Annotated in this window: 21 protein-coding genes and 1 riboswitch; of the genes, 13 read left to right on the forward strand and 8 right to left on the reverse strand. The window is 74.1% G+C overall.

Annotated features, from left to right (window positions below):
- The first annotated feature begins 22 nt into the window (after positions 1-22).
- Positions 23-125, forward strand: a riboswitch (TPP riboswitch).
- From thiO to ACZCLJ_RS07615, 3 genes are all read left to right on the forward strand, one after another.
- Positions 115-1,461 carry a glycine oxidase ThiO gene (gene thiO / locus ACZCLJ_RS07605; protein ID WP_463106015.1) on the forward strand — a complete coding sequence of 449 codons (1,347 nt, stop codon included), beginning with the start codon at positions 115-117 and terminating at the stop codon, positions 1,459-1,461. It overlaps the preceding riboswitch by 11 nt.
- A gap of 4 nt (positions 1,462-1,465) precedes the next feature.
- Positions 1,466-1,702, forward strand: coding sequence for a sulfur carrier protein ThiS (gene thiS, locus ACZCLJ_RS07610; protein ID WP_463106016.1), 237 nt, complete (start codon positions 1,466-1,468; stop codon positions 1,700-1,702).
- A gap of 11 nt (positions 1,703-1,713) precedes the next feature.
- Entirely contained in the window at positions 1,714-2,598 is an 885-nt protein-coding gene (locus ACZCLJ_RS07615) for a thiazole synthase (protein WP_463106017.1), read from the forward strand.
- A 73-nt stretch (positions 2,599-2,671) separates the two neighbouring features.
- Here ACZCLJ_RS07615 and ACZCLJ_RS07620 read toward each other — a convergent pair whose 3' ends face one another.
- Together ACZCLJ_RS07620 and ACZCLJ_RS07625 are read right to left on the reverse strand one after the other, a co-directional pair.
- Complete coding sequence (locus ACZCLJ_RS07620; RefSeq protein WP_463106018.1) at positions 2,672-4,060, reverse strand: ThiF family adenylyltransferase; 1,389 nt, start codon at positions 4,058-4,060, stop codon at positions 2,672-2,674.
- A complete protein-coding gene (locus tag ACZCLJ_RS07625) occupies positions 4,057-4,464 on the reverse strand; it encodes a DUF3817 domain-containing protein (RefSeq protein ID WP_463106019.1) in 408 nt (135 codons plus the stop codon). Before ACZCLJ_RS07625 ends, ACZCLJ_RS07620 begins: the two co-directional genes overlap by 4 nt.
- A 96-nt stretch (positions 4,465-4,560) precedes the next feature.
- Here ACZCLJ_RS07625 and ACZCLJ_RS07630 point away from each other — a divergent pair, with 96 nt between their 5' ends.
- From ACZCLJ_RS07630 to ACZCLJ_RS07640, 3 genes are all read left to right on the forward strand, one after another.
- Positions 4,561-6,366 (forward strand): ABC transporter ATP-binding protein, encoded by a 1,806-nt coding sequence (locus ACZCLJ_RS07630; protein ID WP_463106020.1) that lies wholly within the window; start codon positions 4,561-4,563, stop codon positions 6,364-6,366.
- The gene (locus tag ACZCLJ_RS07635) at positions 6,363-8,105 is read left to right on the forward strand and encodes an ABC transporter ATP-binding protein (protein ID WP_463106021.1); all 1,743 of its coding nucleotides are present in this window, start codon (positions 6,363-6,365) and stop codon (positions 8,103-8,105) included. The genes ACZCLJ_RS07630 and ACZCLJ_RS07635 overlap by 4 nt, the downstream gene beginning before the upstream one ends.
- Positions 8,106-8,264: 159 nt before the next feature.
- The gene (locus tag ACZCLJ_RS07640) at positions 8,265-9,245 is read left to right on the forward strand and encodes a hypothetical protein (protein ID WP_463106022.1); all 981 of its coding nucleotides are present in this window, start codon (positions 8,265-8,267) and stop codon (positions 9,243-9,245) included.
- Positions 9,246-9,279: 34 nt separating this feature from the next.
- On the opposite strand, the gene ACZCLJ_RS07645 is transcribed toward ACZCLJ_RS07640, so the two are convergent.
- Positions 9,280-10,173: an SURF1 family protein gene (locus ACZCLJ_RS07645; RefSeq protein ID WP_463106023.1), complete on the reverse strand. Its 894-nt coding sequence runs from the start codon at positions 10,171-10,173 to the stop codon at positions 9,280-9,282.
- 245 nt (positions 10,174-10,418) lie between these two features.
- On the opposite strand from ACZCLJ_RS07645, the gene ACZCLJ_RS07650 reads away from it, so the two are divergent.
- The 5 genes from ACZCLJ_RS07650 to ACZCLJ_RS07670 all read left to right on the forward strand — a co-directional run bounded on the left by ACZCLJ_RS07650 (position 10,419) and on the right by ACZCLJ_RS07670 (position 18,119).
- Positions 10,419-12,911 carry a phosphoketolase family protein gene (locus ACZCLJ_RS07650; protein ID WP_463106024.1) on the forward strand — a complete coding sequence of 831 codons (2,493 nt, stop codon included), beginning with the start codon at positions 10,419-10,421 and terminating at the stop codon, positions 12,909-12,911.
- Entirely contained in the window at positions 12,908-15,049 is a 2,142-nt protein-coding gene (pta, locus tag ACZCLJ_RS07655; RefSeq protein ID WP_251153070.1) for a phosphate acetyltransferase, read from the forward strand. Before ACZCLJ_RS07650 ends, pta begins: the two co-directional genes overlap by 4 nt.
- Positions 15,046-16,305 (forward strand): acetate/propionate family kinase, encoded by a 1,260-nt coding sequence (locus ACZCLJ_RS07660; RefSeq protein ID WP_463106025.1) that lies wholly within the window; start codon positions 15,046-15,048, stop codon positions 16,303-16,305. The genes pta and ACZCLJ_RS07660 overlap by 4 nt, the downstream gene beginning before the upstream one ends.
- Before the next feature lie 67 nt (positions 16,306-16,372).
- On the forward strand, positions 16,373-17,347 hold the full coding sequence (locus ACZCLJ_RS07665; protein ID WP_463106026.1) for a DUF4031 domain-containing protein: 975 nt from the start codon (positions 16,373-16,375) through the stop codon (positions 17,345-17,347).
- Between the two features lie 139 nt (positions 17,348-17,486).
- Positions 17,487-18,119, forward strand: a complete 633-nt coding sequence (locus tag ACZCLJ_RS07670; RefSeq protein ID WP_463106027.1) for a SanA/YdcF family protein — start codon at positions 17,487-17,489, stop codon at positions 18,117-18,119.
- A 31-nt stretch (positions 18,120-18,150) separates the two neighbouring features.
- Here ACZCLJ_RS07670 and ACZCLJ_RS07675 read toward each other — a convergent pair whose 3' ends face one another.
- The 4 genes from ACZCLJ_RS07675 to ACZCLJ_RS07690 are packed head-to-tail and all read right to left on the reverse strand — an operon-like array spanning position 18,151 to position 22,563.
- On the reverse strand, positions 18,151-19,806 hold the full coding sequence (locus ACZCLJ_RS07675; protein ID WP_463106028.1) for a succinic semialdehyde dehydrogenase: 1,656 nt from the start codon (positions 19,804-19,806) through the stop codon (positions 18,151-18,153).
- A gap of 9 nt (positions 19,807-19,815) precedes the next feature.
- Positions 19,816-20,886 (reverse strand): N-acetyltransferase family protein, encoded by a 1,071-nt coding sequence (locus tag ACZCLJ_RS07680; protein WP_463106029.1) that lies wholly within the window; start codon positions 20,884-20,886, stop codon positions 19,816-19,818.
- A 4-nt stretch (positions 20,887-20,890) separates the two neighbouring features.
- Complete coding sequence (locus ACZCLJ_RS07685; protein ID WP_463106030.1) at positions 20,891-21,430, reverse strand: GNAT family acetyltransferase; 540 nt, start codon at positions 21,428-21,430, stop codon at positions 20,891-20,893.
- 8 nt (positions 21,431-21,438) lie between these two features.
- Complete coding sequence (locus tag ACZCLJ_RS07690) at positions 21,439-22,563, reverse strand: GuaB3 family IMP dehydrogenase-related protein (RefSeq protein WP_251153063.1); 1,125 nt, start codon at positions 22,561-22,563, stop codon at positions 21,439-21,441.
- Positions 22,564-22,785: 222 nt separating this feature from the next.
- Here ACZCLJ_RS07690 and ACZCLJ_RS07695 point away from each other — a divergent pair, with 222 nt between their 5' ends.
- Both ACZCLJ_RS07695 and ACZCLJ_RS07700 read left to right on the forward strand, forming a co-directional pair.
- Complete coding sequence (locus ACZCLJ_RS07695; RefSeq protein WP_463106031.1) at positions 22,786-23,481, forward strand: exonuclease domain-containing protein; 696 nt, start codon at positions 22,786-22,788, stop codon at positions 23,479-23,481.
- A 142-nt stretch (positions 23,482-23,623) separates the two neighbouring features.
- The gene (locus tag ACZCLJ_RS07700; RefSeq protein ID WP_435738806.1) at positions 23,624-25,159 is read left to right on the forward strand and encodes a helix-turn-helix domain-containing protein; all 1,536 of its coding nucleotides are present in this window, start codon (positions 23,624-23,626) and stop codon (positions 25,157-25,159) included.
- Positions 25,160-25,221: 62 nt separating this feature from the next.
- Here the strand turns inward: ACZCLJ_RS07700 and ACZCLJ_RS07705 are convergent, their stop codons facing one another.
- A complete protein-coding gene (locus ACZCLJ_RS07705) occupies positions 25,222-25,860 on the reverse strand; it encodes a Rid family hydrolase (RefSeq protein ID WP_463106032.1) in 639 nt (212 codons plus the stop codon).
- Between the last annotated feature and the right edge of the window lie 88 nt (positions 25,861-25,948).

Genomic DNA, 25,948 nt, shown 5'->3' on the forward strand with positions numbered 1-25,948 from the left:
GCGTCGCCGCGGCCGGTACTGTGGCCGAGAGCACGGGAGCCCCGCACGGGGCTGAGAGGGCGTAGGAGCCGACCGTCGAACCTGATCTGGGTCATGCCAGCGAAGGGAGCGCACATGCACCCCCCTGCCGTCCCGAACGCGGTCCGGTCCGCGGCCACGGCGACGTCCGCACCCACCTCCGCGCGCCCGGCCCTGCCCGTGGACGCCCCCGTGCCCGACGGCGCGCGCGACGTCGTCGTGGTGGGCGGCGGGATCGTGGGGCTCGCCGTGGCGTGGCGCGCGGCGCGCGCCGGTCTGACCGTCACGGTGCTCGACCCCTCGCCCGGCGACGGCGCGACGCACGCCGCGGCGGGGATGCTCGCGCCCGTCACGGAGGCCGACTTCGGCGAGGACGAGGCCCTCGCGCTCCACCTGGCGGCAGCGCGCGCCTGGCCCGGGTTCGCCGCCGACCTCGAGCACGCGACCGGCGCGGACGTCGGGCTGCGCACGGCCGGGACGCTCACCGTCGCGTACGACTCCGACGACCTCGCCCTCGTGCGCCGCGTGCTCGCCCTGCACGCCGCGCACGGCCTCGACTCGCACGCGCTCACGCTCGCCGACGCGCGACGTCGCGAGCCGCACCTCGGGCCGCGCGTGGCGGGCGCCGCGTGGGCACCGCACGACCACGCCGTCGACCCGCGCGCGACGCACGCGGCGCTCCTGACGGCGTCGCGGACCGGGGCGGGCGCCGTCGTCGTGCCACGGTCCGCGACGAGAGTCGCGCGGGACCCGTCCGGTCGCGCGGTCGGCGTGCACGACGACGCGGGGCACCTCCACCGCGCCGGTGCCGTGGTGCTCGCGGCGGGCTGGCAGACCGGCGCGCTGCTCGCCGACGTCCCCGAGGTCCGCGTGCCGACACGCCCCGTGAAGGGCCAGACGCTGCGGCTCGACGCAGGGCCGGAGCTCGCGCTCGAGCACGTCGTGCGCGGCGTCGTGCAGGGACGCCCGGTGTACGTCGTCCCGCGGGACCCGGTCCGCGACGGCCCGTGCGCCGGGCACCGCGAGGTCGTGGTCGGAGCGACGACCGAGGAGAACCCGGACGACCGTCGCGCGACCGCGGGCGGCGTCTTCGCCCTGCTGCGGGACGCTCGCGCGCTGCTGCCGGGGATCGACGAGGCGGCGCTCGTCGACGTCACGCCCCGCGCACGACCCGCCACGCCGGACAACCTGCCGCTCGTCGGCGCCACGCACGTCCCGGGGCTGCACGTCGCCGCGGGCCACGGCCGCAACGGCGTCCTGCTCGCGCCGCTCACGGCGGAGGCCGTCGTCGCGGGCCTCACGGGTGAGCCGCTCGCCGCCGACGACGCCACGGCCCTCGCCGCGGCCCGTCCCGACCGCTTCACCGACCACCCGGTCGGTGGCGCCGGCGGCACCACCGACTGCCGCGACCCGCAGATGACCGTCCCTTCGACCCGGAGATGACCCCGTGCCCCAGACCACCGCACCGACCGCGCTCGTCAACGGCGAGCAGTACGCGCTCGACGCGACCACAGGCGTCGAGGACCTCGTCGCCGCACTCGTCCCGGCGTACGTGACCAACGGGTCGCCGCAGGGCGTCGCCGTCGCGATCAACGACGCCGTCGTGCCGCGCGGCGCGTGGTCCAGCACCGTGGTCGCGCCTGGCGACCGCGTCGAGATCGTCACCGCCGTCCAGGGCGGCTGAAGGAGCTGCGCATGCCTGCCACCGAGACCACGCGCACGGCCGCCCCGACCCGGTCGACGGACGCCCCGCCGTCGGACCGCACGCCACCGCTCCGCACGCCGGACGACGACCCCCTGGTCGTCGCCGGCGAGGCGATCGGCTCGCGCCTCGTCATGGGCACCGGCGGCGCGGCGAACCTGCTCACGCTGGAGGACGCGCTCGTCGCGTCGGGCACGGCGCTGACGACCGTCGCGATGCGGCGCGTCGCGGTCCGCGCGGGCGGCGAGGGGTCGACCGACGCCGGGATCTGGGGCCTGCTCGACCGCCTCGGCATCAGGGCCCTGCCCAACACGGCGGGCTGCTTCTCGGTCCGCGAGGCCGTCCTCACGGCGCACCTCGCGCGCGAGGCGTGCGGGACCGAGTGGGTCAAGCTCGAGTTGATCGCCGACGACGTGACGCTCCTGCCCGACCCGATCGGCCTCGTCGAGGCGGCGGAGCAGCTCGTGCGCGACGGGTTCGTCGTGCTGCCGTACACGAACGACGACCCGATCCTCGCGCGGCGGCTCGAGGACGTCGGCTGCGCGGCGGTCATGCCGCTCGGCGCGCCCATCGGCACCGGGCTGGGCGTCCTCAACCCGCGCAACATCGAGGCGATCGCGACGTCCGCGCGCGTGCCGGTGATCCTCGACGCAGGGATCGGGACGGCGTCGGACGCCGCGCTCGCGATGGAGCTCGGGTGCGACGGCGTGCTGCTCGCGACCGCGGTCACACGCGCGGCCGACCCCGTGCGCATGGCGCACGCGATGCGGCTCGCGGTCGAGTCGGGGCGCTTGGCCGCCGGTGCCGGGCGCATCCCGCGCCGCGAGGGCGCGCTCGCGAGCTCGTCCCCGCAGGGCCGGCTCGACCTCGCCCTGTGACGCCTGCGCCCGCGAGATAGAACGGGCGGTCGCGAGATAGAGCACGCGGAGCTCTGTCTCGCGACCGCGGCTTCTACCTCGCGGGGGGCGGTGTCGTCGCGGAGGGCGGTGTCGTCGCGAGCTCGGGGAGCAGGGCCGGGACGCCGCCGACGACGGAGCGCGCGTCGACGCCCACGGCGCGCGCGACGTCGGCGACGCGAGCAGACCGCGCACCCATCGCGCACACGACGACGACGGGCCGGTCCGTCGGGAGGTCCGCGAGAGCGGCGCGCGCGGCGTCGTCCGGTGCCCCCGGCAGACCGCCGAGGAAGGTGCCGCTGGGGACGAGCCTCGCGCCCGGGACCGGGCGCACCTGCGCCTCCCAGTCCTCGCGCACGTCGAGCAGGTACGCCGGCCGTCGCCCCTCCGCGGGCGCCAGGAGGGTCGCCGCCTCGTGCGCGCTCACCTCGACCGGCACGTCCGCCGGGTCCGGCGCCGCGTGCTCCCCCGACCCCCCGGCTCGCACGGCAGGGGCGAGGCCGCAGAACGCGGCGTAGGCGTCGTCGCCGGCGAGCAGCGCGGTGACCGGCGCGCGCGTCGGGTCCGGCCGCACCGTGAGCTGACGCCACGTGAGGTCGAGCGCGTCGTACACCGCGAGCCGGCCGAGCAGCGTCGTGCCCGCGCCGGTGACGAGCTTGATCGCCTCCGTCGCCATGACCGAGCCGACCGTGCCGCACATCGCGCCGAGCACCCCGCCCGTCGCGCAGTCGGGTGCCGCGCCGGGCGGCGGTGGGACGGGGAAGACGTCGCGGTACGTCGCGCCCCGGGCGTCGGCGTCGCCCGGTCCGGTCGCCCCGGCCGGGCCAGCGCCCATGGGGAGGCCACCCCCCGTGGGGGCGTCGTCGTCGGGCACGGGCGAGACGTACCGGGGACGCCCCCAGAACACGCTGACCTGGCCCTGGAAGCGGTAGATCGAGCCCCACACGACGGGCAGGCCGAGCACCTCGGCGGCGTCCGAGACGAGGTAGCGCGTCGGGAAGTTGTCGGCGCCGTCGAGGACGACGTCGTAGCCGCGCAGCACGTCGAGCGCGTTGCCGGCGTCGAGTCGCACCGTGTGCTCGACCACGCGCACGTGCGGGTTGACGTCAGCGATCGTCTCGCGCGCGGAGTCGACCTTGCGGCGTCCCACGTCCGGGCCGCCGTGGATCACCTGACGCTGGAGGTTGGACGTGTCGACGACGTCGTCGTCGACGATCCCGATCGTGCCGACGCCCGCGGCGGCCAGGTAGAGCAGGGCCGGGCTCCCGAGGCCGCCGGCCCCGACGACGAGGACCCGGGCCGCGGCGAGCCGCCGCTGTCCCTCGGGACCGACGCCCGGCAGCGACAGGTGGCGCGCGTAGCGCTCGAGCTCGGCGGTCGTCAGCTCACGACCGGGCTCGACGAGCGGGGCCGGCCGGGCCGCGTGCGGTGCCGACGTGCTCACGCGGCGTACCGCTCCTCCAGGCCGGCGAGCTTCGCCTCGGCCTCCGCGTGCACCTTCTTCTCGAGGATGAACGACATGACCGGGACGACGCCCGCGAAGACCATCGTCGCGAGGCGGCCCCAGCCCCACCGCATCTTGGTCCACAGGTCGAGGACCGTCACGAGGTAGACGACGTAGATCCAGCCGTGCGCGAAGGGGATCCACAGGAGGTACCGCATGATGTCGTCGCTCACGCCGAAGACGTACTTCATGAGCATCTCGACGCACAGGACCAGCAGCATCACACCGGTGACGATCGCGAGGACCCGGTACCGCGCGAGGGCGCCGCGCGCCTTCCTGATGGCCGTCCGCGCGGCCTCGCTGCTCGGCGCGGCGGTGCTGGTGGCGGGGTCCTGGGTGGTCATGCCGGGAGTGTCCTCACGTCGTGCTCCGCGCCGCGTGGTGGCGCGACGACTTATTCCGTGGCTCCGTGTCGGACGCCGAACCTAGGGTAGAACACCGTGCGACCCCTCCCCCTCCCCGACCCCGGGACCCCTCCGCTCACCACGCCCGCGCGCATGCTGGCGTGGCAGGCGTGGCGCCAGCGCGGCATCCTCGCGATGGCGCTGCTCGTCGGTGCGCTCACCATGCTCGGCCAGGCCGCCACGCCCCTCCTGTTCGGTCGTGTCGTGGACGACGGCCTCACGAGCGGGTTCGGCCGTGACCTCTTCCTCGGCATCGGGGCGCTCCTCGCCGTCGCGGTCGTCATGGTGGGAGCGGGCGCGCTGAGCCATCGGTACGACGTCGAGAACTGGCTCCGGTCCGCCTTCGCCTTCTCGCAGGTCGTCGGGTACAAGGCGTCCCGCTCGGGCCACGCGATCACGCGCAAGCTCCCGACGGGCGAGGTGGTCGCCGCCGTCGCCAACGACGCCCTGCGCACCGGCGAGATCTTCGCCATGGCGGGCCGGTTCCTCGGCGGCGTGCTCGCCTACGTCGCGGTGACGATCGTGCTGCTGTCCCAGAACCTCACGATCGGGCTCGTCATCGCGCTCGGCATCCCCGTGGTCGCGGCGATCCTCGCGCTCCTGGTCAAGCCGTTGCAGTCCCGGCAGGCCGCGCAGCGCGAGGCGACGGGCCGTCTCACGTCGCTCGGGGCCGACACGGTCTCGGGCCTGCGCATCCTGCGCGGCATCGGCGGCGAGGAGGTCTTCGCCGGGCGCTACGCCGCGCAGTCGCAGGTCGTGCGGCGCGAGGGCGTCCGGGTGGCCGTGGTGCAGTCGTTCCTCGACGGCCTCCAGGTGCTGCTGCCGGGCCTGCTCGCCGTCGCGGTGGTGTGGCTGGGAGCGCGCGCCGCGGTCGCTGGCGAGATCACGCCCGGCCAGCTCGTCACCTACTACTCCTACGCGGCCTTCCTCGCCTGGCCCGTGCAGATGGCCACGCAGATGCTGCAGATGACGATCCGCGGGCTGATCTCCGCGGGCAAGATCCAGGACGTCCTGCGCATCGAGGCGGCGACGCGCCCCTCCGCCACGCCGGTGCCGGCACCTGCGCCGGGCGCCCCTCTCACCGACGAGGCGAGCGGTCTCGTGCTCGAGCCGGGTCGGGTCGTGGGTCTCGTCTCGGCGGACCCGGACACGTCCGCGCGCGTCGCGACGCGCCTCGGCCGGTTCGACGACGACGCCGAGGCCACCACGCCCGTGCGCCTCGGCGGGGTCATGCTCGCCGACCTCGACACCGAGCACCTGCGGCACCGGGTCGTCGTCGCCGAGGCGACGAGCCACCTGTTCTCCGGCGTCCTCGGCGAGGAGCTCGACGCGCGCGGGCGGTCGGTCGAGGCCGTGCTGCTGCAGGCAGTCCTCACGGCCGACGCCCAGGACGTCCTCGACTCGGTGCCCGGCGGCCTCGCCGGCGACCTGCCGGAGAAGGGCCGGTCGTTGTCCGGCGGGCAGCGTCAGCGCGTCGCGCTCGCCCGGGCGCTGATCACCGAACCGGAGATCCTCGTCCTCGTGGAGCCGACGAGCGCGGTCGACGCGCACACCGAGGCGCGGATCGCCGAGCGCGTCGCCGAGGCCCGGCGTGGGCGCACCACGCTCGTGGTCACCGCGAGCCCGCTCGTGCTCGACCACCTCGACGCGGTGCACCTGCTCGACGACGCCGGTCGCGTCGTCGCGCAGGGCACCCACGCCGAGCTGCTCGCCCGGCACGACGCGGCGGGAGCCGCGTACCGCGCCGTCGTGGGCCGCAGCATGACCGACGACGAGCCGGGCCCGACCGACCTGGCGACGAGCCGCACCGACGACCACGAGACCGCAGGGAGTGCCCGATGAGCGACCGGAAGCTGCCGATCGCCGAGGGCGCGCAGGTCCGCCGCACCACGGCCGCGCTGTTCCGCCGGCACCGCGGCGCCCTCACGCGCGTCGCCGTGCTGCACACGCTCGCCGCCGTCGCGGGCCTCGCCGGACCGTTCCTGCTCGGCCGGATCGTCGACGAGGTCGTGGCCGGCACGACGGTCGCGCAGGTCGACCAGCTCGTGCTCGTCGGTCTCGCGGCGGTGCTCGTGCAGGCCGTCGTCGTGCGGTTCGCGCAGCGCGTGTCGATGATCTTCGGCGAGGAGGTCTTCGCGGACCTCCGCGAGGAGTTCATGGACACCGTCACGCGCCTGCCGCTCTCGACGGTCGAGAGCGCGGGGACCGGCGACCTCGTGGCGCGGACGACCAACGACGTGAACAAGCTCCAGCACGCGATCCGGTTCGGCATCCCGCGCGTCCTGGTGTGCGTCGTGACGATCACCCTCACCCTCGTCGCTGCCTTCCTCGCCGCGCCGCTCGTCGCGCTCGGCCTGCTGGTCGGCGTGCCGATCGTCGTCGTCGCGACCCGCTGGTACCTCGCCCGCGCCACCCCGGGCTACCTGCGCGAGTCGGCGGCGTACGCGACGCTCAACGGCACGATCACCGAGACGGTCGAGGGGGCGCGCACGGTCGACGCCCTGCACCTCGGCGGCCGGCTGCGCCGCCGCATCGACTCCGACCTGCGCGAGGCGTTCGCCGCCGAGGACTACACGCTGCGTCTGCGCATGCGCCTCATCCCGTCGATCGACGCCGCGGTCGCGCTCGCGCCGATCGTCGTGCTGCTGTGGGGCGGCTGGCTCGTGTCGCAGGGGCACGCCACGGTCGGCACGGTGACGACCGTCGCGGCCTTCGGGTTCCAGATGGGCGGCCCGGTGTTCGACCTCGTGTTCTGGCTCGACGAGCTGCAGGTCGCGGCGGTGTCGCTCGCACGCGTCATCGGCGTCGGGCTCGTCTCCCCGGACCGCGAGGCCGGCACCGCGGTCCCGGCCGACGAGCACGTGGTCGGGCGGGGCGTGCGGTACGCGTACCGCGAGGGCCACGACGTGCTGCACGGGATCGACCTCGACCTCCGGGTCGGCGAGCGCCTCGCCGTCGTCGGGCCGTCGGGCGCGGGCAAGTCCACGCTCGGGCGCATGCTCGCGGGCATCCACCCGCCCACCGGCGGCTCGGTGACCGTGGGCGGCGTGCCGCTCGTCGAGCTCCCGCTGGAGGACCTGCGCCGGCACGTCGCGCTCGTCACGCAGGAGCACCACGTGTTCGTCGGCACGCTCGCGGAGAACCTTCGCCTCGCGGACGTGGACGCGACCGACGACGCGCTGGTCGCCGCGCTCGACGCGGTCGACGCCCGCGGGTGGGTCGAGTCGCTGCCGGACGGTCTCGCCACGGAGGTCGGCTCGGGCGGGCACGCGCTGTCCCCGGCGCAGGCGCAGCAGGTCGCGCTCGCGCGCCTCGTGCTCCTGGACCCGCACACGCTCGTCCTCGACGAGGCGACGTCGCTGCTCGACCCGCGCGCCGCTCGTCACCTCGAGCGGTCGCTCAACGCGGTGCTCGAGGGCCGGACCGTCGTCGCGATCGCGCACCGGCTGCACACCGCGCACGACGCCGACCGCGTCGCCGTCGTCGACGGCGGACGGATCAGCGAGATCGGCCCGCACGACGAGCTCGTGGCGGCCGGGGGCGACTACGCCCGACTGTGGCACTCCTGGCAGCAGGAGTAGCGCTCACGTCACCTTCCGCTCGCGAGATCGACCCGAGCGTCCCGAAGTCGACCGTCAGAGGGTCGACCTCGGAGCACTCGGGTCGATCTCGCGTCTGGCCGTCCACAGATCTCTTCGTGGGGTGTCTCCGGCTGGTGGGCACGCAGCAGGCTCTGTCCCGTGGAGACACCGACGACGCCCGCCCACCCACGTGTCCCGTCCGCCCGGCGTCCCGGTGACGAGTGCGCGGCAACTGGCCCAGTCCTCCCGCTCACCGTCCGCTTCACCGAGGAGCGACGCGCCGAGCTCGCTCGCAGGACGGACAGCGGTTCGCTCGAACGCGTCCGCCGCGGGGTCTACCTGCCGCTGCCCGCAGCCGCAGATCGTGGTCCCGCGGAATCTCGCCGCGAACACGTGCTGCGGCAGGTGGCGGCGGTTGCCGAGCGACTCACGACGACCTACTGGTTCAGCCATACCAGCGCCGCGCTGCTGCACGGTTGCTGGACCTGGCAGCTCGCCGACGTCGTGCACGTGACACAGCTGCGCGCCCCGAAGGGGGCACAGGTCCGCGAGCGCCGCCTGCGCCGACACTGGACCACGCTTCCTCAGCGCGACCGCACGGAGGTGCTCGGCCTGCCCGTCACGACGCTGGAACGCACCGTCGTCGACTGCGCGCGCAGCATCGCGGGAGCGCAGGCGCTGGTGGTGGCCGACTCGGGGCTGCGGGCCGGCGCCGACATCGGCGTCATCCAGGCGATCCTCGAGGAGACGGCCGGCGCGAGAGGCGTACGCCGCGCGCGATCGGTCGTCGCTCTGGCCGACGCCCGCGCCGAGTCGCCTGGTGAGTCGACCGTCCGCTGGATCGTCCACGAAGCCGACCTTCCGGCGCCGACGCCAGGATTCGCGGTCGACACCCGCCTCGGGCGCCGCTGGCTCGACCTCGCCTGGCCGGAGCTGAAGGTCGCGATCGAGTTCGACGGCGCCGTGAAGTACACCGGCGGAGAGTTCGGCGACGCCGGCGAGCGGCTGTGGCGCGAGAAGCGGAGGCACGACGCCCTCGTCGAGGCCGGCTGGGTCGTGCTCCGGGTGGTGCGGGCGGATCTCGCCGTCCCGGAGGTGCTCGTCCGACGCGTCCGAGAGGCGATGCGACGGCGTCTGTGACGCGAGATCGACCCGGACGTCGCGAGATCGCCCTTCAGAGGGTCGACGTCGGAGCGCTCGGGTCGATCTGGCGGTCACCCGGCAGCCCGGCGATCCCGTCGTCGTCGCCCCGCGACCCGCGGCGCACACCGGCGGCCTCGTCGCGCACGAGCCGCAGCCACAGCAGGACGGCGAACCCGCCGAACACCCACCACTGCAGCGCGTAGAAGAGGTTCTGCAGGTTGAGGCCCGTGCCGCCCTCGATCGTCGGGCGCGGCAGGAGGGCGGGTCCGCCGTCGTCGGGCGACGCCTGGGGCGGGTCGGACGAGATGAGCACGAGGTAGCCGGAGTACATCGGCCCGCCCCACGCGTTGACGAGGGATCCCGTGGAGATCGAGTCGGTCTGCCCGTCCGGCAGCACCTCCTCGCCCGCGGCCTCCGACGCCTGCAGGTAGCCGGTGAGACGCACCTCGCCGTCGGGCACCTCGAGCGCGGCCGCGTCGTCGGGCGTCGCGACCCACCCGCGCACCACCGGCAGCACCGGCTCTCCGGAGAGGTCTGCCCACGAGTCGCCGCCCGTGCCGTCGTCCGTGACGTGCAGCGGCGTCAGCACGAGGTAGCCCACCTCGCCGTCGAGCGCGCGACCGGCGACGAGCAGCTGCTCCGAGGCGTCGTACTCGCCCTCGACCCACGCCTGGCGCCCGACGAGCTCGCCCGGGAAGGTGGACTGCGGCGGGAGCAGCACCCCGAGCCCTTCCGGACCCTCGGCGGCCACCTCGGCCGCCTCCTGCTGGGCGGCGAGCTCGGCGCGCTGCTGCGCTCGGTCGAGCTGCCACACACCGAGGCGTGCGCACACCGCTGCCGCGACGAGGAACAGGACGAGCAGGCCGATCATCCGCGGCTGACGGGCGACCGCCCAGAGCGAACGGCGGGGAGCGGTCTCGGGCACGGCACCACCGTATCCGCGCACAGGTCACCGGCCGGAATCGGTGGCGCCCGTCCGACGGACGTCACACCGGGCGAGGCGCCCGGTCCGACCCTGCGTACCGGTACGACCGGGACCTTCGACCCTTTCTACCCTTTCGGGCGAACGTCACACCTCGACCGTGCGGCGAACCTCGTGCAGGGCCGGGGTGGATGGGGTTGTATGAAGCCGTAGTCGTTCGCGAACCCTTCCCCCTGCTGGAGCGTGAGATGAGCACGACCACCGCCACCGAGTCCACCGCCTGGCGTCCCGCCGAGGTCGCCCCGCTCGACGAGGAGACGCTGCGTCGTGTCGACTCGTGGTGGCGCGCCGCGAACTACCTGTCCGTCGGCCAGATCTACCTCCTGGCCAACCCTCTGCTGCGCACCCCGTTGTCACGCGACGACGTGAAGCCGCGCCTCCTCGGGCACTGGGGGACCACGCCCGGCCTCAACTTCCTCTACGCGCACCTCAACCGCGCGATCGCGGAGCGCAGGCAGTCGACGATCTACGTCGCGGGGCCGGGGCACGGCGGGCCGGGCCTCGTCGCGAACGCCTACCTCGAGGGCACGTACTCCGAGACCTACTCGGACATCACGCAGGACACCGAGGGCCTGCGCCGCCTCTTCCGGCAGTTCTCGTTCCCGGGCGGCATCCCGAGCCACGTGGCCCCGGAGACCCCCGGCTCGATCCACGAGGGCGGGGAGCTGGGCTACGCCCTCTCGCACGCCTACGGCGCGGCGTTCGACAACCCCGACCTGCTCGTCGCGGCCGTCGTCGGCGACGGCGAGGCGGAGACGGGACCGCTCGCGACGAGCTGGCACTCCAACAAGTTCGTCAACGCGCGCAACGACGGCGTCGTCCTGCCGATCCTGCACCTCAACGGGTACAAGATCGCCAACCCGACCGTCCTCGCGCGGATCAGCGACGACGAGCTGCGGGACCTCATGATCGGCTACGGCCACACGCCGTACTTCTTCGTCGGCGGCTTCGACGGCGAGGACCACTTCGAGGTGCACCAGCGCTTCGCGAAGCTCCTCGACGAGGTGCTCAACCACATCGCGCAGATCAAGGCCGACGCCGAGGCCGGGAACGACGAGCGCCCCGCGTGGCCGATGATCGTCTTCCGCACTCCCAAGGGCTGGACGTGCCCGCCGGAGATCGACGGCAAGAAGACCGAGGACTCGTGGCGCGCGCACCAGGTGCCGCTCGCGAGCGCCCGGGACACGCCCGAGCACCTCCAGGTCCTCAAGGGCTGGCTCGAGTCGTACCGGGCCGACGAGCTGTTCGACGACGACGGCCGCCTGCGCGACGAGATCGCCGCCCTCGCCCCGGAGGGCGCCCTCCGCATGAGCGACAACCCGCACACCAACGGCGGCCTCCTCCTCAAGGACCTCCGCCTGCCCGACTTCCGCGACTACGCCGTCGACGTGTCGGGCCCCGGTTCGTCCGTCGCCGAGGCGACGCGCGTGCTCGGGCAGTGGCTCACCGACGTCGTGCGGCTCAACCCCGACAACTTCCGCATCTTCGGGCCTGACGAGACGGCGTCGAACCGTCTGCAGCCCGTGTACGAGGTGACGGACAAGCAGTGGAACGCCGACTTCTACGGCCCCGACGTCGACGAGCACATGGCGCGCGCCGGTCGGGTCATGGAGATGCTGTCGGAGCACCAGTGCCAGGGGTGGCTCGAGGGCTACCTGCTCACCGGGCGGCACGGCCTGTTCACCAGCTACGAGGCGTTCATCCACATCGTCGACTCGATGTTCAACCAGCACGCGAAGTGGCTCAAGGTCACCAACCACATCCCGTGGCGTCGGCCGATCGCGAGCCTCAACTACCTGCTGTCGAGCCACGTGTGGCGCCAGGACCACAACGGCTTCTCGCACCAGGACCCGGGCTTCATCGACCACGTGGTCAACAAGAAGGCCGAGATCGTCCGGGTGTACCTGCCGCCGGACGCGAACACGCTGCTGTCGACCTACGACCACTGCCTGCGCTCGCGCCAGTACGTGAACGTCGTGGTCGCGGGCAAGCAGCCGGCGCCGCAGTTCCTCTCGATGCCCGACGCGATCGCGCACTGCACGCGCGGCCTCGGCATCTGGGAGTGGGCCGGGACCGAGGTCGAGGGCGAGGACCCGGACGTCGTGCTCGGGTGCGCGGGCGACGTCCCCACCCTCGAGGTGCTCGCCGCCGCGCACATCCTCCGCGAGCGGCTGCCGCACCTGAAGGTCCGCGTCGTGAACGTCGTCGACCTCATGCGCCTCCAGGACGAGAACGAGCACCCGCACGGCCTGTCGGACAAGGACTTCGACACGCTGTTCACCGCCGACAAGCCGGTGATCTTCAACTACCACGGCTACCCGTGGCTCATCCACCGCCTCACCTACCGCCGCACGAACCACGGCAACATCCACGTGCGCGGGTACAAGGAGGAGGGCACCACGACCACGCCCTTCGACATGGCGATGCTCAACGACATCGACCGGTACCACCTCGTCGTCGACGTCATCGACCGGGTCCCCGAGCTGCGCTCGCGCTACGCGGGCCTGCGCCAGGAGATGGTCGACGCGCGCCTCGCCGCCCGGCAGTGGACGCGCGAGCACGGCGAGGACATCCCCGAGGTGCGCGACTGGGTCTGGCCCGACGTCGGCGAGACCGGCACCGAGGAGGGCGGCCCGCAGTACAGCGGCGCCGTGCAGGACACAGGAGGAGACAACGAGTGAGCGTTCCCGCTCGCAGCATCTACATCACCTCGCCCGAGGGCGAGACCGGCAAGTCCACGATCGCGCTCGGGGTCCTCGACCTGCTGGCCCGCAAGGTCCAGCGGGTCGGGGTCTTCCGGCCGGTCACCCGGGCCGCGGGGCCCGACGTGCAGGACTACGTGCTCGAGCTCCTGCTCGCGCACGACGGCGTCGACCTGACCGCCGAGCAGGCGATCGGCGTGACGTACGAGGACGTGCACGCCGACCCGGAGGCAGCGCTCTCCCGGATCGTGACGCGCTACCACGAGGTGGCGAGCGTCTGCGACTTCGTGGTCGTCGTCGGGACGGACTACACGGACGTCGCCGGACCCACCGAGCTGTCCTTCAACGCGCGCGTCGCGGCGAACCTCGGCGCGCCCGTGCTCCTCGTGGTCTCGGGCAAGGCCCGGCAGCCCGACGCCGTGGGGAACCTCATCGAGGTGAGCGTCGCGGAGCTGCGCTCCCAGCACGCGCAGCCGATCGGCGTCGTCGCGAACCGTGTGGCACCCGAGGACCTCGACGCCGTGCGGGCACTCCTCGCGGCGCCGGGGACCGACGGCGTGCCCGGATGGGCGGTGCCCGAGGACCCCTTCCTCGACGCCCCGACCGTCCGCACCCTCATGGAGGCCGTCGGCGGACGGCTCGCGTTCGGCGAGGAGGCGCTGCTCGCGCGCGAGGCGACGGACCTGCTCGTCGGCGCGATGTCGTTCGAGCACCTGCTCGACCGGCTCACCGAGGGCGCCGTCGTCATCACGCCCGGCGACCGCGTCGACATCCTCATCGGGCTGCTCGCCGCGCACGCGGCGTCGGGCTTCCCCTCGCTCGCGGGCGTCATCCTCAACGGCGGGTTCTTCCCGCCGGAGTCGACCGCGCGACTCGTCGCGGACCTCGACCCGAGCCTGCCGATCATCCGCACCGACCTCGGCACGTTCCGCTCCGCGAGCGCCGCCGCGCAGGCCCGCGGGCGCGTCACCAAGGAGTCGCAGCGCAAGGTCGACACGGCGCTCGCGCTGTTCGAGCAGAACGTCGACGGCGCGGCCCTCCTCGCGGGCCTCGACGTCCCGCGACCCGAGGTCGTCACACCGCTCATGTTCGAGTACGAGCTGCTCTCGCGGGCGCGCGCCGACCGCAAGCACGTGGTGCTGCCCGAGGGCGACGACGACCGCATCCTGCGCGCCGCGTCGACCCTCCTGGGTCGCCAGGTCGCGGACCTCACGATCCTCGGCGACGAGCAGAAGGTGCGCGCACGAGCGGCCGAGCTCGGCCTCGACATCGACGCCGCGACGGTCCTCAGCCCCCACGACCCGGAGCACGTCGAGCTGTTCGCGACCGAGTACGCGCGCCTGCGCGCGCACCGGGGCGTGTCGCTCGACGAGGCGCGCGAGCGCGTCCAGGACGTCTCCTACTTCGGCACGATGATGGTCCACCTCGGCCTCGCCGACGGCATGGTGTCGGGTGCGAAGCACACGACGGCGCACACCATCAAGCCGTCGTTCGAGATCATCAAGACGCAGCCGGGCGTGTCCGTCGTTTCGTCGGTGTTCCTCATGTGCCTCGAGGACCGCGTGCTCGTCTACGGCGACTGCGCCGTCATCCCCGACCCCACGGCCGAGCAGCTCGCGGACATCGCGATCTCGTCCGCGGCGACCGCGGCCCAGTTCGGCGTGGAGCAGCGCGTCGCGATGCTCTCGTACTCGACGGGCGAGTCCGGCTCGGGCGCCGACGTCGACAAGGTGCGTCGCGGGACGTCGCTCGTGCGCGAGCGCCGCCCCGACCTCTTCGTCGAGGGACCGATCCAGTACGACGCCGCGGTCGACGCGTCCGTCGCGGCGTCGAAGATGCCCGGCTCCGACGTCGCCGGCCGCGCGACGGTGTTCATCTTCCCGGACCTCAACACGGGCAACAACACCTACAAGGCCGTGCAGCGCTCGGCCGGCGCGGTCGCCGTCGGGCCGGTGCTCCAGGGCCTCAACAAGCCCGTGAACGACCTGTCGCGCGGCGCCCTCGTGCAGGACATCGTCAACACGGTCGCCATCACCGCGATCCAGGCGCAGACGTCCTCGCAGCCGGACGCCCCCGCCATCTCCCCCGACACGACCACCGCCGGAGCCACCTCATGACGATCCTGCCCGAGGGCGAGCGCCCCAACCCCTACAGCGCGTACGGGGCGCACGGGTCGGTGCTCGTCATGAACTCCGGCTCGTCGTCGCTCAAGTACCAGCTCGTCAACCCGGTCGGCGGCGAGGCGATCGCCGCGGGGACGATCGAGCGCATCGGCGAGGAGAAGGGCATCGTCAAGCACCGGTTCGCCGGGAACACGACGACGCGTGAGCAGGAGGTCCCGGACCACGGCGAGGCCCTGCGCATCGCCCTCGGGCTGTTCGACGAGGTCGGGCCGAACCTCGCGGACGCCGACGTGTACGCCGTCGGCCACCGCGTCGTGCACGGCGGGGCGATCTTCTCGCAGCCCGTCCTCGTCGACGACGAGGTGGTGCGCCAGATCGACGAGCTCTCGCCCCTCGCGCCGCTGCACAACCCGCCGAACGTCACGGGCATCCGTGTCGCGCGCGACCTGCTGCCCGACGTCCCGCACGTCGCCGTGTTCGACACCGCGTTCTTCACGTCGCTGCCCGACGCCGCGTCCACCTACGCGCTCGACCGCGAGGTCGCCGCGGAGCACGGCGTGCGGCGCTACGGGTTCCACGGCACGAGCCACCAGTACGTCGCCGGCAAGGTCGCGCGCGTCCTCGGCCGCCGCATGGAGTCGCTCAACACCATCGTGCTGCACCTCGGCAACGGGGCGTCGGCGTCGGCGGTGCGCGGCGGCGTCGCGGTCGACACCTCGATGGGCATGACGCCGCTCGAGGGTCTGGTCATGGGCACGCGCACGGGCGACATCGACGCGGCCGTCGTGTTCCACCTCGCGCGCAACGCCGGCATGAGCATCGACGAGATCGACGACCTGTTCAACAAGCGCTCGGGCGTCAAGGGCCTGTCCGGCGTGAACGACTTCCGCGAGCTGCGGCGCCTCATCGACGCGGGCGACGAGGACGCGAAGAAGGCGTTCGACGTCTACATCCACCGCCTGCGCAAGTACGTCGGGGCGTACCACGCGGTCCTCGGCCGCGTGGACGTCGTGGCGTTCACCGCGGGCGTGGGCGAGCACGACGCCGCCGTGCGCGCCGCCGTCGTGGACGGCCTCGAGCCGCTCGGCCTGTCGGTCGACGCGGACCGCAACGCCGTCGACTCCGGCGAGCCGCGCGTCATCTCGCCCGACTGGACGTCGACGCTCGTCATGGTGATCCCGACCATGGAGGAGCTCGCCATCGCGCGTCAGTGCGTCGAGGTGGTCGAGGGCGCACGTCCCGGTTCCTGACGCTGCTGGTCCGCGCCGGGTCAAGACTCCAGGGCGCGGCGGGACGGGCGGATGGCATGCTCGGTGGGTGACCGTCTACGTCGACCCGCCTGCGTGGCCCGCGCACGGGACGCTGTTCAGCCACCTCGTGTCCGACCGTTCGCTGGACGAGCTGCACGCGCTCGCCGAGGCGATCGGGCTCAGCCGGCGGGCGTTCGACCTCGACCACTACGACGTCGCGGCGGAGCGCTACGAGGAGGCTGTGGCGGCCGGCGCCGTGCCCGTCGACGGGCGGGAGCTCGCGCGTCGGCTGGGCTCCTCGGGGCTGCGCGTCCCCGGGCGGGCGCGCCGCGCGGCCAAGGCCGACGCACTCCTCGCGCGGTGGGACGCGCTGCTGCCCGGCGCGCGCGCCGTCGGGGTCGACCTCGTCGAGCGCTGGCACGAGCCGCACCGGGTCTATCACGGGCCCGAGCACCTCGTGCACGCGCTCGACTCGCTCGCGCTGCTGGAGGGCCGTCCGGCGGGCGTGCCCGACGTCGCGCGCGCAGCCCGGGAGTCCGACGTCGCACGCTCACCCCGCGTGGCCGGGTCCGGGCCGACCGCTCCCGCCGTGGAACCGGCCGCCTCGGTCACGCAGCTCGCGATCTGGTTCCACGACGCCGTGCACGACGGCGAGGCGGGTCGGGACGAGGAGCGCTCGGCCGGGCTCGCGACGACCGCGCTCGCACCGCACGTCGGCGCGGCGGCGGCCGCGGAGGTCGCGCGGCTCGTGCTGCTCACCACGCACCACGACCCGGCGGCGGGCGACGCCACCGGAGCCCTCGTCTCCGACGCCGACCTCGCGATCCTCGCGGCCGCACCCGACCGCTACGCGCGCTACGCGCGCCAGGTGCGCGCCGAGTACGCCCACGTGCCCGACGACGTATTCCGGGCGGGGCGCGCCGCGGTCCTGCGCTCGCTGCTGGATGCTGGACCGCTCTACCGGACGACGTTCGCCACCGAGCGCTGGGAGGAACGGGCGCGGGCGAACCTCGTCGCAGAGATCACCGACCTCGGACGCTGACCGGCCTCCGCACGGCCCGGCGCGAGCCCCTCACACCTCACGGTCCGCGGCCCACGGCTCCGGTCTGAGTCGCAGCTCGGGGCAGCGTGTCGCCGGACTCTCCGGACACCGGTCCGCTCCCTGCGGCTAGGGTCGGCGCGTGACCGAGACGTCCGCGAGAGCGCCCCGCCGTCCCCGAGCCCGTCGCCCGCGCCGCCGGACCCTGGTGCTGGGCGCGGCCGGGCTCGCCGTCGTCGCGGTCCTGCCGTTCCTCGTCGTCCAGGGCGTCGGCCGTTCCCACGTGGCTGCTCCGGACGACGTCCCGGCGAGCGACGCCGTCGTCGTGCTGGGCGCCGGGCTACGGCCCGACGGCTCGCCGTCGACGTACCTGCGGCGTCGGCTCGACGCCGCGGCCGACCTGCACGCCCGCGGCGTCGCGCCCGTGATCCTCGTGAGCGGGGACGCGCACGACGACTACGACGAACCGGCCTCGATGCGCGCCTGGCTCCTCGACCGTGGTGTGCCCGACGACGCGATCCTGCTGGACCGCGGTGGGTACGACACGCACGCGACGTGCTCGCGCGCCGTCGACGAGTTCGGCTTCGCGGACGCCGTGGTCGTCACCCAGGGCTACCACCTGCCCCGTGCGCTCTTCTCGTGCCGGGTCGCGGGGCTCGACGCGGTCGGCGTCGGGGTGAGCGCGTCGAGCGTCGAGCCCTGGAAGGCCGTGCTCTACCGCGTGCGCGAGGTCCCGGCTGCGGTCAAGGCCCTGCTCGACGCGGTCGTGCGCTGAACCCACCCTCGACGGGTCGCGACCGGTCGGGTCAGGGCAGGCGCAGCCGCCGCAAGACGTCGAGCGCCGTCGTGAGCACCCGGCTCGGCAGCTCGCCGCCGAGCTCGTAGAGCGTGTCGAGGCTCAGGCCCTGGTTCGCGCCGCGCTGGACGGAGATCGTCTGCGCCTCCGTGAGTGCCTCGATCCCCTCCCGCCCGTGCCGTCGCCCCAGCCCGGAGGCCTTGAACCCGCCCATCGGCGCACCCACCGAGCCGAACGTCGCCGAGTACCCGTCGTTGACGTTCACCGTGCCCGCCTCGACCTGCGCGGCGATCCGCCGACCACGGGCCACGTCACGGGTCCACACGCTCGCGTTCAGGCCGTACTCGGTGTCGTTCATGACGCGCACCGCTTCCTCGTCGCTCGCCACGCGGACGACCGAGACCACCGGGCCGAACGTCTCCTCGCGGGCGCAGCGGGCGTCGTCGGGCACGCGATCGAGGACGGTGGGGGCGTAGAAGAACGGCCCGATGTCCGCGCGGTGCACGCCGCCCGCGAGCACGCGGGCGCCGCGCGCCAGGGCGTCGTCGACGTGCTCCACCACCCGGTCGAGCTGCGCCTGGGAGGTGAGCGACCCCATGTCCGCGGAGTAGTCGAGACCGGCGCCGAGCCGCATGGCGCGCACGAGGGGCACGAACTCGTCGAGGAAGGCGTCCGCGACGGCCTCGTGCAGGACGAGGCGCTCGATCGAGACGCACAGCTGGCCGGAGCTGCCGAAGCAGGCACGCACGGCCGCGCGCGCCGCCGTCGGGACGTGGGCGTCCGCGGCGACGTAGAGCGGGTTCTTGCCGCCGAGCTCGAGCGTCGCGCCGATGAGCCGCTCGCCCGCGCGCGCGGCGACCTTCCGACCGGTCGCCGTCGAGCCCGTGAACGCGATGTGGTCCACGTGGTCCGTCAGGGCCGCCCCGACGTCCCCGCCGCCGGCGACGACGAGGAACAGGTCGGCCGGCAGCCCGGCGCGCTCGAGGAGCTCCGCGCCCCACAGCGCCGTGAGCGTCGTCTGCGGGTCGGGCTTCAGGACGACGCCGTTCCCCGCGAGCAGCGCGGGCACCGCCTCGGCGAAGGCGAGCGTGAGCGGGTAGTTCCAGGGCGCGATGACGCCGACGACCCCCACCGGCCGCCGGTGCACGCGCGTGCCCGTGAGCACGGGCAGCATCCCCGGCGCGCGCCGGTCCGCGAGGTAGCGCGGGCCGCGCACGGCGTAGTGGCGCGTGACGATCGCGACGTCGCCGATCTCCTCGTACGCGCTGCGGCGCGACTTCCCCGACTCCATCTGGACGAGGTCGAGGCCGTCGGACTGCTCGGCGAGAACGAGCTCGCCGAACCGCCGCAGGACACGGGCGCGCTCCCCCACGGGGACCCGGGCCCAGGCGCGCTGCGCGGTCCGTGCGCGCTCGACGGCGAGCGCGACGTCGTCGGGCGACGAGGTGGGGAACGACGCGAGGGGCGCGCCGGTGAACGGCAGGACGGAGCGGTGCGCTCCCGCCGCGCTGCTCGACACGATCCGGGCGACGAGCGGGGCGACGACGTCCGGCTCGAGGAAGTACGTCGCCGCAGGGTTCTCCGGGTCGAGCAGACCGTCGAGCGCGGCGTCGTCGCCGGGGACGGGACCGGACGAAGGGTTCGAGGGGCCCGAGGAGCTGGTCATGGGGACAGGCTACGTCGTCGCGCCGACAGGGAGCTCCCACGTCGTGAGCACCGGCCGGAAGCCGTAACGGGCCCAGAACGGGGCGGACAGCGGGTTGAGCACGCCGTGGTGCAGCAGCACGGTCGTCCCGGCACCGCTCCCCTGCCGTACCCGTGCGAGGGCGGCCTCGACGAGCGCCGACCCGAGCCCCCGCCCCCGCAGCGCGTCGTCGACGTGCAGGAGCACGACGTAGGCGGCAGGGGCACGCGTCACCGCGCCCGCGACGAGCCCCGAGAGGCGCGGCGGCTCGACCGCGACCACCCCGTGCGCGCCCCCGGCGGGCCGCACCGGCTCGGCGACGAGCACGGTCGTGTCCGGGCGCGCGACGGCGGCCGCGACCTGGGGGCCGAGCGTCGCGCGCGCGTCCTCGCGCACGCGGGCCGAGCCGACGAGCGCGTCGAGCGCGAGCTCGGCCAGCTGGTGCTCCACGACGGCCTCGACGTCGGTGGCGACCGCGTCGCGCAGCACGACACCGGGCGGCAGGCTGACCGCGGCGCCGCCGGGACGGGCGTCCCGGCGGGCCGCGAGGTGCGCGACGGGGCGCAGCCCGGACGCCGCGAGCGCCGCGACGGCCTCGACGTCGCGGCTCGGCCAGACGACGGCAAGCCCGTCGTCGGCGGGCACCGCGCCTGGCACGACGTCGCCGGGCACGACGTCCACGGCGCCGCAGGTCGGCGCCGCGTCGCCGGAGCCGTGGTCGGTGCGCACCTCGGAGAACCACGCGGTGACGAGAGCGGCGACGGCACCCGGGACGTCGGGTCCCGCGGCGCGCGCCCGCAGGCGGCGCTCTCGCAGCGCGCGGAACGTCGCGGCGGGCGAGCGCGCGTCGACGTCCGACCGGGTCACGACGCCCGCCGCGCGCGAACCGTCCGCGAGCCGCACACCGAGCATCCCCTCGGTGCCGGCGCCCGGTGCGAGGAGGTCGGGCACGGCGACGAGACCGTCGAGAGCACCGACCCGCGCCCGGTGCTCCGCCTCGAGGTCCGCGACCTCGTCGCGGGTGGGCTGCCACGGGGCCCACGCGGAGGCGGCGCCGCTCATGACGTCACGCGTCGCCGAGCCGTCGGCCGAGGACCGTGCACTCCTGGTCGACGTAGCCGAGGCGCGCGTAGAACCCCAGCACCGCGTCGTTGGTGGACCGGACCATGAGCCGGACGGCACGTGCCCCCGCCCCCGCGAGCCAGGCCTCGGCGGCCACGACCATCTCCCGGCCGAGGCCCGTGCCCCGGACCCGCGGGTCGACGGCGAGGTAGTACATCCAGCCGCGGTGACCGTCGACGCCGACCATCGCCGTGGCGAGCACGTCACCGGGGCGCGGCGCGTCGCCCGCGGCAGCCGCGTCGTCGGGCACGGTGCCCGGCGCCGCACGCCCGACGAGCACGGTCGACGTCTCGCCCAGGCGCGCGTCGGCGATGTCCCGGTACGGGTCGTTCCACGGCCGCGTGAGGTCGCACGCGCGCCACAGCGCGACGACGGCGTCCACGTCGGGGTCGGCGACCTCGGTCACCTCGAGCATGCTGGACGACGACGCACGGCCGATCGCGCCGCCGACGGACGCCGGTGCGTCGACGCCACGTCCCGTCATCGCCCGGCTCAGCGGGGCTGGTAGGGCGAGACGACGACCTCGACGCGCTGGAACTCCTTGAGGTCGGAGTACCCGGTGGTGGCCATCGCCCGGCGCAGCGCGCCCACGAGGTTGAGCGTGCCGTCGGCCTGGCGACCCGGCCCGAACAGGATCTCCTCGAGCGTGCCGGCCGTGCCGACCCGCACGCGCTCGCCGCGCGGGAGCTGCGGGTGGTGCGCCTCGGGGCCCCAGTGCCAGCCGCGGCCGGGAGCCTCCTCGGCGCGCGCGAGCGCCGCGCCGATCATCACCGCGTCGGCACCGCACGCGACCGCCTTCACGAGGTCGCCCGAGCGGCCGACGCCACCGTCGGCGATGACGTGGACGTACCGGCCGCCCGACTCGTCGAGGTAGTCCCGGCGAGCGGCCGCGACGTCGGCCACGGCCGTCGCCATGGGCGCGTGGATGCCCAGCGACACGCGCGTGGTGTGCGCCGCGCCGCCGCCGAAGCCGACGAGGACGCCCGCCGCGCCGGTGCGCATGAGGTGCAGCGCCGCGGTGTACGTCGACGCGCCGCCGACGACGACCGGGACGTCGAGCTCGTAGATGAACCGCTTGAGGTTCAGGGGCTCCGCGACGCCGGACACGTGCTCCGCGGAGACCGTGGTGCCGCGGATGACGAAGAGGTCGACGCCCGCGTCGACGACCGTCTGGTAGTGCTCCTGGGTGCGCTGCGGCGACAGCGCGCCCGCGACCGTGACCCCGGCCGCGCGGATCTCCTTGAGCCGCTGCGTGATGAGGTCGGCCTTGATCGGCTCGGCGTAGATCTCCTGCATGCGCCGGGTCGCCGCCACGGGCTCGAGCTCCGCGATCTCCGCGAGCAGGGACTCCGGGTCCTCGTAGCGCGTCCACAGGCCCTCGAGGTCCAGGACGCCGAGGCCGCCGTGGTTGCCCAGCGCGACCGCGGTCGCGGGGCTCATCACGGAGTCCATGGGGGCGGCGATGATCGGCAGCTCGAAGTGGTAGGCGTCGATCTGCCACCCCACCGAGACCTCCTCCGGGTCGCGCGTGCGCCGGGAGGGCACGACCGCGACGTCGTCGAAGGAGAACGCGCGCCGACCGCGCTTGCCACGTCCGATCTCGATCTCGTTGCTCACCGGGCCAGCCTACCGGCGGCCAGGGCGGCACGAGGGCCGGTCCGCGCCCTGGTCGACGGAGGGGCTGTGGGTGGGACCTGGGAGGGTGGCGCCACCGTCGGCCGGTCGTGCCCGACGGCGGCCCGCCGGCCGTGCAGGGCCGGGTGCACGACCAGGTGCAGGACCGGCGGCGGACGACCGCAGGCGACGGCAGGCGCAGGCACGAGCACGGAGGCGGTACGGATGAGCTGGACGGCGGGGCCCCTGGTGGCCTTCGACACGGAGACCACCGGGCTCGACGTCGACGTCGAGCGCATCGTCACGGCGGCCCTCGTGCTGCGCGGCCCGACCGGGACCAGGGTCCGCACGTGGCTCATCGATCCCGGCGTCGCGATCCCCGCCGACGCGACCGCGATCCACGGCATCCGGACGGCCCACGTCGTCGCGCACGGTGCCGCACCGCACGTCGCTCTCGACGAGATCGCCTCGCTGCTCGTCCACCACCAGCGCGCCGGGGTACCCGTCGTCGCCTACAACGCGGCCTTCGACCTGACCCTGCTCGACGTCGAGCTGGCCCGGCACGGGCTGCGCACGATCCCGGAGCGGCTCGGCCGTCCCGTGCGACCCGTGCTCGACCCCCTCGTCCTCGACCGTGCGGCGGACCCGGGCCGCGAGGGCAAGCGGCGGCTGACCGACCTGTGCGAGCACTACGGGGTGCAGGAGACCGGCACGCTGCACACCGCGGACGTCGACGCGCTCGCGACGCTCTGCGTCCTCGACGCGCTCGTCGTGGCGCACCCGCACCTGGCCGCGACGACCCTCGACGCGCTGCACGACCACCAGGTGGACGCGCACCGCCGCTGGGTGGACGAGCTCGACGAGGAGCGGCGCGAGCGCCCCTACGTGGGCGCCGGGGCCGACGGTCGCTGGCCCGTCTGAGCCCCGACCTGGGACTTCACGCTCTTCGCATATCTCACGAGACGAATGCGCGCGGCGCTCGTCGACCGAGAACTCCCGCACTTCGCGCGCCGCGACCACTGCGCACCTCTCACATATCTCATCCATGAGTTATCGTCGCGCCATGACGATGATCGACGATGCACCCCTCACGCAGGTCGGCGCCCTCATCCGCGGCGCCCGCCAGAACCGTGGACTGACCCAGACACAGCTCGCCGAGCGCCTCGGGACGAGCCAGAGCGCCGTGCACCGCATCGAGCAGGGCGCCCAGAACGTCAGCCTCGAGATGCTCAACCGCATCGGCCTCGCCCTCGACTCCGAGATCATCAGCCTCGGGGGCCCGAAGCGCTCGCACCTGCGCGTCCAGGGAGGTCACACCCTCTCGGGGACGATCGAGGTCAACTCCTCCAAGAACGGCGCCGTGGCGCTCCTGTGCGCCTCGCTGCTCAACCGCGGTCGCACGACCCTGCGCGGGGTCGCACGGATCGTGGAGGTCGACCGGATCGTCGACGTGCTGCGCTCCATCGGGGTCGTGGCGACCTGGGCGCCGAACGGGCGCGACCTCGAGATCGTCGCCCCGGCCGCGCTGGACCTGTCGTCCATCGACGTCGAGGCCGCGCGACGCACGCGCTCGATCATCATGTTCCTCGGGCCGCTCCTCGGCCTGCGCGACACCTTCGAGCTCCCGTACGCCGGCGGCTGCGACCTCGGCACCCGCACGGTCGAGCCGCACATGATCGCCCTGCGACCGTTCGGCCTCTCGGTCACCGCGACCGGCGGCAACTACCACGCGACGGTCGCCTCGGCCGACGGCCGCGACCTGTCCGTCGTGCTCACCGAGCGCGGCGACACCGTCACCGAGAACGCGCTCATGGCCGCCGCGAGCCGCGACGGCGTGACGACCATCCGCAACGCGAGCCCCAACTACATGGTCCAGGACCTGTGCTTCTACCTCGAGCTGCTGGGGGTCCGGATCGACGGCATCGGTACGACGACGCTGCGCGTCCACGGGCGCACGGGCATCGACGTCGACGTCGAGTACGCGGTCTCCGAGGACCCCGTCGAGGCGATGAGCCTGCTCACCGCCGGCATCGTCACCGGGTCGGAGATCACCGTCTCCCGCGTCCCCGTGGAGTTCATGGAGATCGAGCTCGCGACGCTCGCGGAGATGGGTCAGCGGTACACGCTGTCCGCGGAGTACCTGTCGCGCAACGGCCGCACGCGGCTCGTCGACGTCACGGTGCACCCGAGCGAGCTGCGCGCCCCGATCGACAAGATCCACCCCATGCCGTTCCCCGGCCTCAACATCGACAACCTGCCGTTCTTCGCGGTCATCGCGGCGGGCGCGCACGGCACGACGCTCATCCACGACTGGGTGTACGAGGGCCGGGCGATCCACCTCACGGACCTCACGCGCCTCGGTGCCGACGTCCGCCTGCTCGACGCGCACCGGCTCCAGGTGACCGGGCCGACGCGCTGGTCCGGTGCCGAGGTGAGCTGCCCGCCCGCCCTGCGGCCCGCCGTCGTGATCCTGCTCGCGATGCTCGCGGCCAAGGGCACCTCCGTGCTGCGCGGCGTCGACATCATCGCGCGCGGCTACGAGCAGCTCACGGAGCGTCTGCGCGAGCTCGGCGCACAGATCGAGGTCTTCCGGGACTGACCACGCACCCTGCGCCCGCCACGGCCGGCCTCACCGGGGTCCCGGGAGGCCGGCCGCGGTCGTCACTTCGGGTAGACCGCGTCGACCTCGACCTCGACGAGCCAGCCGTCGACCGGCAGGTTCTCGATCTCGAGCGCGAAGCGCGACGGCCGCGCCTCGTTGACGACCATCGGCTTCGTCGTGGCCGAGCCGAGCTGGACGTCCATCGTCGCGCCGGTGGCGAGGTTCGTGTTGGCGAAGAACTGCCGGTACGCGCGGTTCCAGCCGGCGAAGTCCATCTTCTCCGCACCGGCCGGGTTCTGCAGGAACACGCGCATCGAGACGACGTCGTCGTAGGAGAGTCCGGCCTTCTCCAGGTTCTCACCGATGCGCATGAGCACGTTGATGCCCTGCGCCTCGGTGATCGTCACGCCGGCCGGGAGCGTCCCGCCGGGAAAGACGTCGGTCGGGATGTACCGCTGCTCCGCGGTGGCGCCGGGCGCGCGGTTCAACGCCGACGGACCGAGACCGGACGACTTGTACCAGGCGACGTTCTTGCCGAACGCGACACCGTCCGCGATGGACGCGGTGTCGCCGGTGATGAAGGAGACGGACTCGGTGGGCCTCGGCTCGAAGAGCCTGCCGGCGGCGACGGCGGTGCCGGGTACCGCGACGGCCGCGGTGAGGGCGACGGCGAGGACGACCTTCGTACGGTTCTTCATGCGTGCCTCCAGGAGGGGAGAGACGGGCGCCGCCCTGGCGCCCGCCGCGTCCGGGCCGAGAGCCTCGGCCGGAAGCCGCGAACGTAAC

The sequence above is a fragment of the Cellulosimicrobium sp. So1_17 genome (assembly GCF_055181235.1).

Excerpts from the sequence above, each read along its gene's own strand:
- ACZCLJ_RS07700 (WP_435738806.1), top strand. The coding sequence starts at position 23,624 with ATGACGATGATCGACGATGCACCCCTCACGCAGGTCGGCGCCCTCATC.
- ACZCLJ_RS07695 (WP_463106031.1), top strand. The coding sequence starts at position 22,786 with ATGAGCTGGACGGCGGGGCCCCTGGTGGCCTTCGACACGGAGACCACC.
- ACZCLJ_RS07680 (WP_463106029.1), bottom strand. The coding sequence starts at position 20,886 with ATGAGCGGCGCCGCCTCCGCGTGGGCCCCGTGGCAGCCCACCCGCGAC.
- ACZCLJ_RS07625 (WP_463106019.1), bottom strand. The coding sequence starts at position 4,464 with ATGACCACCCAGGACCCCGCCACCAGCACCGCCGCGCCGAGCAGCGAG.
- ACZCLJ_RS07660 (WP_463106025.1), top strand. The coding sequence starts at position 15,046 with ATGACGATCCTGCCCGAGGGCGAGCGCCCCAACCCCTACAGCGCGTAC.
- ACZCLJ_RS07705 (WP_463106032.1), bottom strand. The coding sequence starts at position 25,860 with ATGAAGAACCGTACGAAGGTCGTCCTCGCCGTCGCCCTCACCGCGGCC.
- ACZCLJ_RS07615 (WP_463106017.1), top strand. The coding sequence starts at position 1,714 with ATGCCTGCCACCGAGACCACGCGCACGGCCGCCCCGACCCGGTCGACG.
- thiO (WP_463106015.1), top strand. The coding sequence starts at position 115 with ATGCACCCCCCTGCCGTCCCGAACGCGGTCCGGTCCGCGGCCACGGCG.
- ACZCLJ_RS07675 (WP_463106028.1), bottom strand. The coding sequence starts at position 19,806 with ATGACCAGCTCCTCGGGCCCCTCGAACCCTTCGTCCGGTCCCGTCCCC.
- ACZCLJ_RS07685 (WP_463106030.1), bottom strand. The coding sequence starts at position 21,430 with ATGACGGGACGTGGCGTCGACGCACCGGCGTCCGTCGGCGGCGCGATC.
- ACZCLJ_RS07650 (WP_463106024.1), top strand. The coding sequence starts at position 10,419 with ATGAGCACGACCACCGCCACCGAGTCCACCGCCTGGCGTCCCGCCGAG.
- ACZCLJ_RS07635 (WP_463106021.1), top strand. The coding sequence starts at position 6,363 with ATGAGCGACCGGAAGCTGCCGATCGCCGAGGGCGCGCAGGTCCGCCGC.